At 48.1% G+C, this 12,819-nt stretch carries 13 protein-coding genes; 9 read left to right on the top strand and 4 right to left on the bottom strand.

Annotation, left to right across the window (positions count from 1 at the left end):
• From H591_RS0113290 to H591_RS0113255, 8 genes are all read left to right on the top strand, one after another.
• Nucleotides 1–489: a Fur family transcriptional regulator gene (locus tag H591_RS0113290; RefSeq protein WP_022967458.1), complete on the top strand. Its 489-nt coding sequence runs from the start codon at nucleotides 1–3 to the stop codon at nucleotides 487–489.
• The gene (gene znuC / locus H591_RS0113285) at nucleotides 486–1,262 is read left to right on the top strand and encodes a zinc ABC transporter ATP-binding protein ZnuC (protein ID WP_022967457.1); all 777 of its coding nucleotides are present in this window, start codon (nucleotides 486–488) and stop codon (nucleotides 1,260–1,262) included. Before H591_RS0113290 ends, znuC begins: the two co-directional genes overlap by 4 nt.
• Entirely contained in the window at nucleotides 1,255–2,040 is a 786-nt protein-coding gene (gene znuB / locus H591_RS0113280) for a zinc ABC transporter permease subunit ZnuB (protein WP_022967456.1), read from the top strand. The genes znuC and znuB overlap by 8 nt, the downstream gene beginning before the upstream one ends.
• Before the next feature lie 119 nt (nucleotides 2,041–2,159).
• Nucleotides 2,160–2,630 carry a serine protease inhibitor ecotin gene (eco, locus tag H591_RS0113275; protein WP_028244441.1) on the top strand — a complete coding sequence of 157 codons (471 nt, stop codon included), beginning with the start codon at nucleotides 2,160–2,162 and terminating at the stop codon, nucleotides 2,628–2,630.
• Between the two features lie 115 nt (nucleotides 2,631–2,745).
• Complete coding sequence (locus H591_RS15760) at nucleotides 2,746–3,630, top strand: hypothetical protein (protein WP_022967454.1); 885 nt, start codon at nucleotides 2,746–2,748, stop codon at nucleotides 3,628–3,630.
• Nucleotides 3,631–3,721: 91 nt separating this feature from the next.
• A complete protein-coding gene (locus H591_RS0113265; protein WP_022967453.1) occupies nucleotides 3,722–4,732 on the top strand; it encodes a methionine ABC transporter ATP-binding protein in 1,011 nt (336 codons plus the stop codon).
• Complete coding sequence (locus H591_RS0113260) at nucleotides 4,729–5,394, top strand: methionine ABC transporter permease (RefSeq protein ID WP_022967452.1); 666 nt, start codon at nucleotides 4,729–4,731, stop codon at nucleotides 5,392–5,394. Before H591_RS0113265 ends, H591_RS0113260 begins: the two co-directional genes overlap by 4 nt.
• Nucleotides 5,395–5,447: 53 nt before the next feature.
• Entirely contained in the window at nucleotides 5,448–6,218 is a 771-nt protein-coding gene (locus H591_RS0113255) for a MetQ/NlpA family ABC transporter substrate-binding protein (protein WP_022967451.1), read from the top strand.
• A 71-nt stretch (nucleotides 6,219–6,289) separates the two neighbouring features.
• On the opposite strand, the gene H591_RS0113250 is transcribed toward H591_RS0113255, so the two are convergent.
• The 3 genes from H591_RS0113250 to H591_RS0113235 all read right to left on the bottom strand — a co-directional run bounded on the left by H591_RS0113250 (nucleotide 6,290) and on the right by H591_RS0113235 (nucleotide 9,176).
• Entirely contained in the window at nucleotides 6,290–7,072 is a 783-nt protein-coding gene (locus H591_RS0113250) for an OmpA family protein (protein ID WP_022967450.1), read from the bottom strand.
• 49 nt (nucleotides 7,073–7,121) lie between these two features.
• Nucleotides 7,122–7,520, bottom strand: a complete 399-nt coding sequence (locus H591_RS0113245; RefSeq protein ID WP_028244440.1) for a DUF4398 domain-containing protein — start codon at nucleotides 7,518–7,520, stop codon at nucleotides 7,122–7,124.
• A gap of 450 nt (nucleotides 7,521–7,970) precedes the next feature.
• Nucleotides 7,971–9,176: an MFS transporter gene (locus H591_RS0113235; RefSeq protein ID WP_022967447.1), complete on the bottom strand. Its 1,206-nt coding sequence runs from the start codon at nucleotides 9,174–9,176 to the stop codon at nucleotides 7,971–7,973.
• Nucleotides 9,177–9,427: 251 nt separating this feature from the next.
• On the opposite strand from H591_RS0113235, the gene H591_RS0113230 reads away from it, so the two are divergent.
• Nucleotides 9,428–10,360: a lysine exporter LysO family protein gene (locus H591_RS0113230; protein WP_022967446.1), complete on the top strand. Its 933-nt coding sequence runs from the start codon at nucleotides 9,428–9,430 to the stop codon at nucleotides 10,358–10,360.
• A 23-nt stretch (nucleotides 10,361–10,383) separates the two neighbouring features.
• On the opposite strand, the gene H591_RS15470 is transcribed toward H591_RS0113230, so the two are convergent.
• A complete protein-coding gene (locus H591_RS15470; protein WP_022967445.1) occupies nucleotides 10,384–12,678 on the bottom strand; it encodes a putative bifunctional diguanylate cyclase/phosphodiesterase in 2,295 nt (764 codons plus the stop codon).
• Nucleotides 12,679–12,819 lie beyond the last annotated feature (141 nt).

The raw sequence follows: 12,819 nt of genomic DNA, 5'->3' as shown, positions 1-12,819 counted from the left end.
ATGTTAAAAACATCAACGGTTTGTCAATCGCATCAACATCATCAGTGCATCAGTCAAGCGCTTGAGTCTGCGGAAGATGTGTGTGCGCAACGTGGTGTGCGTTTGACGCCTTTGCGTAAGCGCGTGCTGGAGTTGGTTTGGCAAAGCCATAAGCCGCTGGGGGCCTACGATATTTTAGAAGTGCTCAGTCGTGAAGATGGCCGCCGTGCTGCGCCACCAACGGTGTACCGTGGTTTGGATTTTTTATTAGAGAATGGTTTGATTCATCGGCTGGCTTCGCTCAATGCCTATATTGGTTGCAGCCATCCAGAAGTGGCCCATGAAGGTTATTTTATGATTTGCAAACAGTGTAATAACGCCTATGAGCTGGTGCAGCACAGCCAGATTGATACGGCGATTAGCAGTGAAGCCGAGCAGATGGGCTTTACTGTGGAAACGCAAATGGTCGAAATTCTTGGCATCTGCGCTGCCTGTCGCGAGGCCGCATGAGCGCTACTTTATTACGTGCCGAGCATTTAAATTTAACCCTGTCTGAGCAAAGTGTGCTGGCAGATGTCAGTTTGCAAATTGCCGCCGGTGAAATTGTGACCTTAGTAGGGCCCAATGGCTCAGGTAAAACTTCACTGGTGCGAGTGCTGCTGGGTTTGTTAGCGCCAGATAACGGTAGTGTTTGGCGCGCCCCGCAGTTACGCATTGGTTATATGCCGCAAAAACTGGAAGTGCATGCCACCTTACCTTTGTCGGTGCTACGCTTTTTACGCTTAGTACCCGGCGTCAGTCGTGAACAAGTGATTGCTGCGCTGACTGAAGTGGGTGCGGTTAAAGTGCTCAATAGCCCGCTGCAACGCATCTCTGGTGGTGAATTACAGCGGGTGTTGCTGGCGCGAGCGTTATTGCGTAAACCGCAATTATTGGTGCTTGATGAGCCGGTGCAAGGCGTTGATGTCAATGGTCAGCTTGAGTTGTACAACTTGATTGGTCAGTTACGTGATCGTTATGGCTGTGGCGTGTTGATGATTTCCCATGATTTGCATTTGGTGATGCGCGCCACCGATCGGGTAATTTGCTTAAATCGCCACGTGTGCTGCTCAGGATTGCCGGAACAAGTCAGCAATGATCCCGCTTTTGTTGAGTTATTTGGCTCACGTGCGGCCAATGATCTTGCGGTCTACCATCATGATCACGACCATAAACATGATTTGCATGGCTGCGTGTTAACTCCAAAAACTCACCAACATGGGCCGGACTGCACACATGCCTGATTTTCTTTTATACGCCTTATGCGCAGGACTGTTCTTGGCGGTGGTAGCCGGCCCCTTAGGGGCTTTTGTAGTGTGGCGACGCATGGCTTATTTTGGCGACACCTTGGCGCACTCCGCGCTATTTGGGGTGGCGCTGGGCTTGCTGTTTGATATTAATCTGGCGTTAGCAGTGATTGTCGGCTGTCTTTTGCTGGCCTTTGTTTTAGTGGCGCTGCAGCGGCGTCAGCCTTTAGCTTCAGACACCATTCTAGGGATTTTAGCGCACAGTACCTTATCGCTCGGTTTGGTCACTCTAAGTTTTATGGAGTCGGTGCGGGTTGATTTAATGGGCTACTTATTTGGTGATTTGCTTGCCGTGAGCGCCATGGATTTAGTCTGGATCGGCGCGGGTAGTGCGCTGGTATTAATCTGCATGATTGCGTTGTGGCGACCATTGTTGGCGATTACCGTGCATGAGGAGTTGGCCGAGGTCGAAGGCTTGCCTGTGGCGAAGCTGCGCTTAGTGTTGATGGTGCTGATGGCTTTGGTGATTGCCGTGGCGATGAAAATCGTCGGTGTGCTGCTGATCACCTCATTACTGATTATTCCTGCAGCCGCGGCGCAGCGCCATGCCCGTAGTCCTGAGCAAATGGCCATTGGTGCCAGCCTGTTGGGGATGCTTGCCGTCTGTGCTGGTTTGGCGATGTCATGGCATCTGGACACGCCGGCAGGCCCCTCGATTGTGGTGTGCGCTGCGGCGTTATTTTTGCTCAGTTTTATCGTGCCGCAACGGCGTTAAAGCAGTGGTTGCCCTGAACTGCCGTGCCAACTGAGGGTCATAAAAACCATGGGGGGCGGTAAAGTCGCGCTCTACAACCGGTAAAAATAAGGATTTAGATTATGCGCAAAGCGCTAACAATGACTCTTGTAACAGCATTTTCATTTGCGACGGTGGCCTGTGCCACTGGACCAACCCCAGAACTAAGTAGCGTTGCTGATTTTCCAGCGGCATCAGAAGGACAGGCTCGTCATGTCATTTGGCTGGCTGAGCAACCGCATGAAGAACTGCTAAAGATTGAGATTGTGCCTGGCAAGTTAATGATGACTGATTGCAATACGCGTGGATTAATGGGTGATTTTACTAAGAAGGATTTATCTGGCTGGGGCTACAGTTATTATCAGTTAGACAATGTCGCAGGACCTATTGCAACCATGATGGCTTGTCCTGACAATACTAAAACAGAAGCTTTTGTGCCGGTGCAGGGTGACAACTTTACCCTCGGTTACAACAGCAAATTACCGGTCGTAGTGTATGCGCCAAAAGGCGTGGAAGTGCGTTACCGTATTTGGTCAGCAAGCGAGCAATTGCAATCAGCGCTTGAGCAATAATTAATCAGCCATGCGTGACCGAGTGATTTGCTCGGTGACGTATTAGGCATTGATCTTCTGCTACCTAGTAGAGCAGTGTAGACTGCGAGCTGTTTTTAGGCAGAGGATAGATTGCATGACGCAAATTATATGGCGCAGCCTGTTAGCGTTTAGTCTTGCTATGGCACTAAGCGCTTGTCAGGCTCCGGCTAAGCAAATCAGTGAGCCAGTCATTGATCAGTTTGCAGTTTCTGCACAGGTCTTCGACACCTATGTTGAGGGCAATCAATTGGTCGCTGCCGAGCAGCAACTGCAAACACTGGGTGCTGATTATTCTGACGATGAGCGCTTGCCTGCCTTGCAGCAACGCCTCGCTGCGGCTTGGCTGAAAAATGGCCAACAAGCCTTACAGAATGCTGATGTGCTGGCTGCCAGCACTGCGTTGATGCATGCCAAGCGCTTAATGCCCCAAGCACCAGCTTTGACTGAAGGTTTGAGTACTGCTTTAGCTGAAGTGCAGGCACAAGTTGTGCCGCCAGTGGTTGAGCAAGAGATTGTCAAGCCTGTGGTTAAACGCCCGGCTGCGGCTAAACCTGCGCCACGCGTACCCGCGAGAAAAATCGCCACACCGATTAAAACAGCGCCTGCTGTCACCGTAATCGAGCCCACAGTGATGGAGCCAAAACTAGAGCAAGCGCCGCTGGCAACAACGAAACCCCGCAGTAAAAAAGCGCGTATTATTGATCCGCTGGCCGATAGCACCACATTGCCGATGCCGATGTTAGCCAGTCGCAACGATCACCAGTTGGGTCGCTTACTGGATGATGTGGCCAGCGATGTGGTTCGATTTCGCGCTGCAGTCAGTATTGAAGTGGCGGATACCCGTGATTTTCACTGGGTTGCAACCTTGCTGTCGGCACGGGTAAAGAAACTTGATGCTAGTTTTAAGCCGCGTTTACAAGAAGTGATTCGTAGTGATAGCCCTGCACAATTGGTAATTACCCCGAATAAATCATTGTAAAACGATCTATATATAGAATTTAAAATAACTTTTCATGCTAAGCGATGCTGGGCAGACTGAGCCTTAAACATCGCCCTAACAAGGTTAAACCGTGATTGAATTCCACGATGTACATAAATCTTATGCTGTAAACGGACAGAGCATTGCTGCTTTGCAATCGATGCAGCTTAAGGTTCTACGTGGCGAGATTTTTGGCTTGATTGGCCATTCTGGTGCGGGTAAGAGCACCTTGTTGCGTTTGATTAATCGTCTAGAAGAACCCTCTGGCGGGCGCATTATTGTTGATGGTGTCGATGTGACTGCACTCGATGCGCAAGGATTGCGTCGTTTTCGTCAGAGGGTTGGCATGATTTTTCAGCACTTTAACTTACTCTCCTCTAAAACTGTGGCTGACAATGTCGCTATGCCGCTCAAGCTGGCTGGTGAGTTGCCGCGCGTGCAGATTAAACAACGCGTTGTCGAATTGCTGGCGCGGGTGGGTTTAAGTGAGCATGCCAATAAGTATCCGGCGCAGTTGTCCGGCGGACAGAAGCAACGGGTCGGGATTGCACGGGCATTGGCGACTGATCCGAAAATTCTTTTGTGTGATGAAGCAACCAGTGCGCTTGACCCACAAACCACTGCGCAAGTTCTGCAGTTACTGGCTGAGATCAATCGAGAGCTGGGCTTAACCATTGTTTTGATCACACATGAGATGGATGTGATTCGCCGCGTCTGTGATCGTGTTGGCGTGATGGATGGCGGTGTGATTGTTGAGCATGGCTTGGTCAGTGATGTGTTTCTGCATCCGCAGCACCCGACCACACAACGCTTTGTCCAGGAAACTGAAGGGGATACTGATCTTGCCCCTGGCGAGGATTATCAGCATGTTTCTGGGCGTATTGTGCGCCTGACTTTCCTTGGCGAAGCCACCTATGCACCTTTATTAGGGCGCGTCGCACGGGAGACTGGCGTTGATTACAGTATTTTAGCGGGCCGAATCGGGCGTATTAAAGATCAGGCTTGTGGTCAGCTGACGTTAGCCTTAACCGGCGGCAAAGAAATGCTCGCCGAGCAACAGTTACGCGCTGCTGGCGTGCATGTTGAGGTGTTACGTCCATGAGTGAGTTATTGATGAATCTCGATTGGTATGAAATCTGGCAAGCCACTCTGGATACTTTACTGATGCTGGGCGGGTCACTGCTATTTACGGTATTGCTGGGGTTGCCGATGGGCGTGTTGCTGTTTTTAGTCGGCCCACGACAAATGTTTGAGCACCGAGCTTTTTATGCACTGCTGTCCTTTTTCGTCAATGTGTTGCGTTCGCTACCGTTTATTATTCTGCTGATTGTGATGATTCCAATTACTGTAATAATGACCGGTACTTCGCTGGGCGTGGCTGGAGCAATCCCACCCTTGGTGATTGGCACGACACCGTTTTTTGCGCGCTTGGTGGAAACATCTTTACGCGAAGTGGATCGCGGTATTATTGAAGCAACCCAAGCGATGGGCGCGAGTACTCGGCAGATTATTTTTAATGCACTGTTACCTGAAGCGCGCCCCGGTATTATTGCTGCAACTACGGTGACTGCTATTACGTTAGTGTCTTACACGGCGATGGCGGGTGTGGTTGGTGCGGGTGGTTTAGGCGATTTGGCGATCCGTTTTGGTTATCAACGTTTTCAAACCGATGTTATGGTCGTCACGGTAATCTTACTGCTGTTGCTGGTGCAGGTCTTACAAAGCGTCGGTGATCGCCTTGTGGTACGGTTTTCTAGAAAATAAGTACAAAAAGCTGCATTTTGCGGCACATCTGAGTTCAATAGGAGTGTAATTGCATGAAAAAAACCTTATTAGCGTTGGCTGCCCTTAGTGTGTTTGCTGTGCAAGCTGAACCATTAACTGTCGCTGCAACACCAGTGCCGCATGCGGAAATTTTAGAGTTTTTAAAACCTGCTCTGGCTGAGCAAGGCGTTGAGCTGGACGTAAAAGTGTTCACCGATTATGTGCAGCCGAACGTGCAGGTAGCAGAAGGCCGCTTAGATGCGAACTTCTTCCAACACCAGCCCTACTTGGATGAGTTCAATAAAACTAAAGGCACCACTTTGATCAGTGTTGCCGGTGTACACATTGAGCCCTTCGGAGCTTACTCGAGCAAAATCAAACAGCTGGATGATTTAAAAACGGGTGCCAGTGTGGTGATTCCAAATGATGCCACCAATGGTGGTCGTGCTTTGTTGCTGCTACAAACTGCAGGCGTGATCAAGCTTAAGCCAGAGGCGGGTATCACTGCCACGCCACGCGATATCACTGAAAATCCTAAAAAAATCAAAGTACGCGAACTTGAAGCAGCAACGTTGCCGCGCGTTCTGAACCAAGTTGACTTGGCGCTGATCAACACCAACTACGCTCTAGAAGCGGGCTTAAACCCGAACAAAGATGCGTTAGTGATTGAGGGTGCAGATTCACCTTATGTGAATATTTTGGTGACCCGCGAAGACAATAAAAATGCTGAAGCAGTGCAAAAATTAGTGAAAGCATTGCACAGCGATGCAGCCAAAGCCTTTATCAATGAAAAATATAAGGGCGCAGTTGTACCAACGTTCTAATTTCTGCAGAGTATTCTGTTGATAATAAAAAACCCAGCCTAAGCTGGGTTTTTTATTAAGCATGTTGATGATTAACGGCGTGGCGCAACCGCTTTGTTGTCATGCGAAATGGTGACTTCAACACGGCGATTCATCGAACGTGATGCTGGAGTCGCATTGTCAGCAACAGGATATTCTTTGCCAAAGCCAACAGTTTGAATGTTGTTAAAGTCGACACCTTCTTTAACTAAAGCACGTTTAACAGCTTGAGCGCGCTGCTCAGATAGCTGAAGGTTGTATGCTGCACTACCAGTGCTATCAGTGAAGCCTTCGATCAGCACTTTGCGAGTCGGGTTTTCACGTAAAAACTCAGCTAATTGACGCACGTTGCGATAGGCCGCTGGTTTTAATTCCGCTTTATTTAAATCAAATAAAACATCACCAAAGGTTACCAACGAGCCACGTTCTGTTTGCTTAGCATTTAAATCGCTGAGTGTAGCTTGTAGCTTTTGGATTTCTAGTTCGCGGGCATCTAAACGAGCTTGAGCGCGCTCACCGGCTTTATTTTTTAAAGCAGCTTCACCGTTTTTTAGAACAATGGTTTGCTTGGCTAAATCGGCACGGCGAGTTGTTAAGTAAGCCAATTGATTGACGTTTTCTTCTTTTTTACCGTCACGATAGGCTTTGTCTGCTTTATCAAGCATTTTAACCGCATCTTTAGTTTCTAACGGTGCAAGCTTTAACGCTTCAGGGCTGTTTTGGAGCTGTGCGACATTGTCGCGAGCTTGCTCTAAAGCAATATTAGGCTGATTGCTACATGCAGTGAGGCCAATGCTTAAGGCAAGTAGGCTAGGCACAATGATTAATTTACGCATGGGTTATATCCTTAAAATTTATAAAGTTGGCGGGCAATTGGTGGTTGAATTACTTGCCACGTAAACTTTCATTACGCAGTTCTTCTACGCTGCGTTTAGCATCTTCTACTGCACGTTGAACTTTTTCAGCTTGAGCTTTGCGCTCTGCAACACGTGCATCCCATTCTGCTTGCTCTGCTAAATATTGAGCTTTTTCATAATCTTTCTCAAACTCGGCTTTTTCTGCTTCGTTCATTTTTTTACGCGCCGATTGCATTTCTACCGGTGCGTATTCAGTTGCACCGGCAGTCTCTGCAGCATTGAGTGATTGAGTTGCTACGGCCATTTGTGCGGTTGGTGGGTTACCAGCACAACCCGCTAAAGTTAGCGCACTGCCTGCGGCTAATAAGATGAGTAAAGACTTAGAGTTTTTTAAAAAAGTTTTTGTTTGCATAGCATCTAGCTCCATCGGACTTTTATATTTTAAGCATTGAAAAAATCCATTTAATTGAAAGCGCTCGCTAAAGATTTTTGCGGCATACTTTCAATAACAGCTTATGTTTCTTTAAAACGCCTAGGAATTTCAGACTAACTTGTATAACAAGTTCTGCGCTAATTAAGACACTGATCTTCTTTATAAGTTCAGTATTTTGTGACACTGGTTGGATCCTGTATTACGCTAAAGAAGCATGTCGGCTAAGTTTTGTTCGAGAGTGATATTTTCTAAAATCTTGCAGACAATATGCACGGTGCTGTTTTAGATTTAGGTCTTTGTTGAACAGTTAGCAAATACCAACACCGAGCTGTAAAACGGCCAGCCCCGCTTGTGACCAGCCCCACCATGCAGCAGCTAATAAGCCGATCAGTAACATGCTGCTGGTTATTATTATGTAAAGTCTTTTTCGCTGCATTGCATGCCTCATTTTTCTCTTATCGAGAAAGTCACTAAGCGCTCACGGATTGGCAGATTCAGTAAGGCGGCAATCACGCTTAAGACAATTGATAATTGCCACACTAGGGCATAACTGCCAGTTTGATCATAGGCCAGGCCGCCGAGCCAGCCCCCTAAAAATGAGCCAATTTGATGGAATAAAAACACCACCCCAGCCAGCATTGATAAATAACGTACACCAAACATGCTGGCAATGGTGCCATTGGTCAAAGGCACAGTGGATAACCACAATAAGCCCATCGCGATGGCAAAGGCGTAAGCCGAAAATAAGCTGATTGGCATATAGAAAAACAAAGCAATGACTACTGCACGCAGTAAATATAACGCGGCAAGCAGCTGCGGCTTAGCATAACGGCCGCCGAGCCAGCCCGCGCACCAAGTACCGGCAATATTAAATAAACCCACTAGCGCCAGTACAGTGGTGCCGGCTTGTGCCGGCAAGTGTTGGTCGAGTAAGTAAGCTGGGATATGAATGCCAATAAAGACCACCTGAAATCCACAGACTAGAAAGCCCAGCGACAACAGCCAGAAATCGGTGTGGCCAGCGACTTGGCGTAAGACACTCAGCAGTGGCAGCTTGGATTCCTCTGTTTGTGTACTGCTGAGGTCCTCATGCAACATCCGTGATAGTGGTATCAGTAAAACAATCAGCGCAGCACAGACTAGTAATGCGGATGACCAGCCCAGCCACTCTAATAGACCCAGAGTGCCCGGCAGCATAACAAACTGCCCAAGCGAGCCCGCTGCACTGGCAATACCCATCGCCATGCTGCGCTTTTCTGCTACGACTGAGCGGCCGACCGCTGACAACAGTACGGCAAATGAGGTGCCGGAGAGGCCAAAGCCAATCAGTAAGCCGGCGCTGAGCACCAACGCTGACGGTGTGCTGGCAAAAGCCATCAGCAACAAGCCTAAGGCGTAGGCGATGGCGCTGATAAACACTGTGCGCTTAACCCCATAGCGATCGGCAAAAGCACCGACAAATGGCTGCAACAAGCCCCATATAAGATTTTGGATGGCGATGGCAAAAGCAAAGACTTCACGGCCCCAGCCAAACTCGATGCTCATGGGTTGTAAAAACAAGCCAAAGGCATGGCGAATACCCAAAGACAGCGCAAGCACGATGGAGCTGCCTATCATCAGTAGCAGGGCATTGCGGGCAGTGGTACGCATAGGGGATCAGCCTAGGGGTTAAAGCTGCTCATGATAAACCAGTTCGTTGGCTGAAAAAATAGCTTAAACGACGTACTGCGCATAGTGCAGATGGTGCAATGCTTTAGGCTTTTAAGTGGTTATGGCCTGTAGCTGCTGGCTCGATGCGAGAAAAAGTCCAGCCTAGGCGACTTTTCCAGCAGGCAATGCACTAGACTATTGGCCTTAGTTATTTCATCTTGGTTTTTGCTTAGATCCCTAAGGGGCTGTCTGTGTCAGCAGTTTTGTATAATATTTTATCCTCAGTGGTACCCATCTTATTATTTTTAATTGGCGGCTATGGTCTAGGCAAAGCCTTGCCGAAAGTATTTATCTATTCATCGGTAAAATGCATTACCCCGGTAGTCTGGGTGATTTTGTTTGTGATTGGTTTGGAGTCTGGCGAAGCCTTTAGCTCGCTGGCGGCCGGCTTAAGTATTCTCAAAGATGCGGCTATCTATGCCTTTACCATTAGTTTTGTAGTCTTTGTATTGATCCTGCCGTTTAACTATAAGCGGCTGGTTGCTGATACTGAGCCGAGCTCATGGAAGGCTTTGTGGCATCCGATTAAAGAGTGTTTGATTGCCTTTAGTTTGGTGTTGCTGGGCGCGTTTTTTTACCGCTTACACTGGCACGACAATCAACTGGGCGAGATCGTCTTTAATATTTCTTACTGGCTCTACGTCTTGTTATTACTGATTGGTTTGGATTTAGCGCAAGTGTCGATTAGCCGTTCTTGGTTAGCGCCTAGAGTGTTGGTTATCCCACTTTTAGTGATGATTGGCTCAATGATCGCTGGGGTTATTCTGAGTTTTATCACCGGCGAGCAATTGGCCGTAGCTTTGGCGCTGAGTACCGGCTTTGGTTGGTTTAGTTTGTCAGGCGCATTGGCCGGGCAATATTTAGGCGATGCTTATGGCAGTGTGGCCTTGCTCAATGACTTGATGCGCGAGTTGATTGGCTTAACCGTAGTGTTTTTGTTGGGTCGTAATTATGCCAACAGCAGCATTGGTGTGTGCGGTGCCACAGCGATGGATACGACCCTGCCTTTTGTGCGTAAAGCCTGTAATTACGAATATGTACCCACCGCCATTATTAGCGGTTTAATCCTGACAGTGGCTGCACCATTTTTTATGTTGTTTTTTCTCAGCTTTGTGCAGGTCTAGTGTCGTTTGGGTCAATTAATCCGTTAACTCTGCTGTAATAAGACGCTGTCGTTGAGCAACTTAGTAAAGTCGTCTGTAGGCATTGGACGACCGAAGAAATAGCCTTGCCCCAGCGCGCAGTTTTGTTTTTGTAAAAACTGCATTTGCTCGGCAGTCTCGATGCCTTCTGCTTGCACATCCAAGCCTATACTGGTACCTAGGGCTATAATTGCTCGCACGATGGCTTTGTCGTCGCGGCCAGTTGGCAGGTTGCTAATAAAACTTTGGTCAATCTTAAGCTTGTGCACAGGTAATGACTTGAGGCGAGCAAGCGATGAGTAACCGGTACCAAAGTCATCAATGGCTAAGCGTACGCCAATGTCTCGCAGCTGGCGCAGGATGATATCGGCACTTAACGGGTCTTCCATCATAGCGCTTTCTGTCACTTCCAGTTCCAGGTGCTGCGCGCCAAGTTGGGCGTGATGTAAAGTTTGCGCGACTTTTTCGGCTAAGTGGATATTTGATAAAGAGCGACTGGAAAGATTGACCGCAATAAACTCCAAATCAGCGCCTGCTGCAAGCCAAGTATGCATCTGTGCGCAAGCATGCTTAAGCACCCATTGATCGATCGAACTGATCAGACCATTCTCTTCGGCAATCGGAATAAACTCATTAGGGGCGATTAAGCCGCGCTCTGGATGGTTCCAGCGCACTAAGGCTTCGCAGCCGACCAACTTTTGTGCAGCCATGGCATAAATAGGTTGGTAGTAAACCGTTAGGCCATCACTTTCTAAAGCATGACGTAACTCGCTGGCGATACGAATGCGTTGGAATGCTTGCTCAGTCAGCTCACTGGAATAAAAGGCAAAGGTTTCTCGACCGCTGGCTTTGGCTTTGCTCAGAGCGGAGTCAGCATTGCGCATGATTTCTTCAACACTGTTGCCTGATCGTGGGTACAGGCAGATACCGACACTGGCACTGATAAAAAGCTCGTTATTGTGCAAGACGAAAGGCTCTTTACTGGCTTTGATAATTTGTTGTGCCATCACCGCTGCTTCGGCCGGGGTGTTAATGGTTTCACAGATGACGACAAACTCATCACCACCTATTCGGGCGAGAATGCTTTGGCTTGAGATTTTTTTAGCAATTCTTTGCGCCACAGCTTGTAGAAGCTGATCACCGACGCTATGGCCTAAGCTTTCATTAATGTTTTTGAAGTGATCAAGGTCGATGAGGAAAACCGTACCGTTTTTTTGTCGCTCAATCATCGTGCGTAAAGAGCCTTTGAGTCGATCGTAAAGTTGCGAGCGGTTGGCTAAGCCAGTCAAAGGGTCATACAAAGAGAGATAATTGAGTTCAGATTGAGAGTCTTTCAGCACGGAAATATCTGAGAAAACAGCTACGTTGTGCGAGATAAAACCGTTCTCATCGCGAATTAAACGAATGGTTTGGTATTGCGGCAAAATCTCACCATTTTTGCGGCGGTTCCAAATCTCTCCGCTCCATTGATCCTTTTCCTCTAACGCTTTCCACATCGCTTGGTAAAACTCATGTGCGTGCTGACCTGATTTAAACATGCGCGGTGACTGGCCAAGTACTTCCTCAGCGCTGTAGCCCGTAATGAGGCTGAAGGCCGGGTTGATATGGATGATCGTATTGGTATGGTCAGTGATCAATACACCCTCATGGGTGCATTCAAATACCGCGATGGCCTGTTTTAAGCGTTCTGCGGTGGCGCGCTGCTGGGTAATATCCCGAGCAATACCAATAAAGCGCACTGGCTGGCCATCAGCGTCCCTAATCAACTCGCCACGCGAACGAATCCAGCGGTGGCTGTTATCGCGATGCAGCATGCGGTAGGTGCTGTCGTAGTGACCCTCACCTTCAGCAATAAAGCGCATAACTTTGCGGTAAATTTGCTCGCGCTCTTCCGGCAGTAAGCGATTTTGCCAAGCTTGCTGGTTGTGGCCAAAATCTTTTTGGGTGAAGCCAAGGTTGGCGCAGTAGGCGGCGGAAAAAAACACCTCTTGTTCTGCGTTTAAACTCCAATCCCAAAGAGCCTCTTGCGATGCCTCTAATGCCAGTTGTAAACGGTCTAGATTAATTTGGGCCTGATCGTGCTGCTGGATTTTTTGCTTGTCGTGATATTGCAAAGCAAGAAACCAATACAGTATTGAAGAAAGACTGAATGTGGTCAGGTTGGCCAAGTCAAACTTTGCATCACTATCATGCAGGGCAACAATAAAAGAGTCGTGCAGCCAAAGACTACCCAGCAGCCAACAGATTGCAAGCGAGCAGTAAATTAAAAAAAATACTAGTAAGTAACGCTGTGGCTTCATTTTGCTTGGGGCTCACAATGAGTAACTGTCCACAGTATAGAGCTAAACTGACGATGCTATGCGTCATTCATTAGTCGTTGCTAGGGGATGCTAGTTGTACAGATTGACGGAAATTTAGACAAAAAAAAGCTCATTCATTTG

It is taken from the genome of Denitrificimonas caeni DSM 24390 (assembly GCF_000421765.1).
In the GTDB taxonomy this organism is placed as follows: Bacteria; Pseudomonadota; Gammaproteobacteria; order Pseudomonadales; family Pseudomonadaceae; genus Denitrificimonas; species Denitrificimonas caeni.
Note: the sequence above shows the minus strand (reverse complement) of the source record. Positions and strands in the feature narration are given on the sequence as shown.

Bases quoted from the DNA above. Each gene is read 5' to 3' on its own strand.
- H591_RS0113250 (WP_022967450.1), bottom strand. From the start codon at position 7,072: ATGCGTAAATTAATCATTGTGCCTAGCCTACTTGCCTTAAGCATTGGC.
- H591_RS0113235 (WP_022967447.1), bottom strand. From the start codon at position 9,176: ATGCGTACCACTGCCCGCAATGCCCTGCTACTGATGATAGGCAGCTCC.
- H591_RS15470 (WP_022967445.1), bottom strand. From the start codon at position 12,678: ATGAAGCCACAGCGTTACTTACTAGTATTTTTTTTAATTTACTGCTCG.
- H591_RS15760 (WP_022967454.1), top strand. From the start codon at position 2,746: ATGACGCAAATTATATGGCGCAGCCTGTTAGCGTTTAGTCTTGCTATG.
- H591_RS0113290 (WP_022967458.1), top strand. From the start codon at position 1: ATGTTAAAAACATCAACGGTTTGTCAATCGCATCAACATCATCAGTGC.
- znuB (WP_022967456.1), top strand. From the start codon at position 1,255: ATGCCTGATTTTCTTTTATACGCCTTATGCGCAGGACTGTTCTTGGCG.
- eco (WP_028244441.1), top strand. From the start codon at position 2,160: ATGACTCTTGTAACAGCATTTTCATTTGCGACGGTGGCCTGTGCCACT.
- H591_RS0113255 (WP_022967451.1), top strand. From the start codon at position 5,448: ATGAAAAAAACCTTATTAGCGTTGGCTGCCCTTAGTGTGTTTGCTGTG.
- znuC (WP_022967457.1), top strand. From the start codon at position 486: ATGAGCGCTACTTTATTACGTGCCGAGCATTTAAATTTAACCCTGTCT.
- H591_RS0113260 (WP_022967452.1), top strand. From the start codon at position 4,729: ATGAGTGAGTTATTGATGAATCTCGATTGGTATGAAATCTGGCAAGCC.
- H591_RS0113245 (WP_028244440.1), bottom strand. From the start codon at position 7,520: ATGGAGCTAGATGCTATGCAAACAAAAACTTTTTTAAAAAACTCTAAG.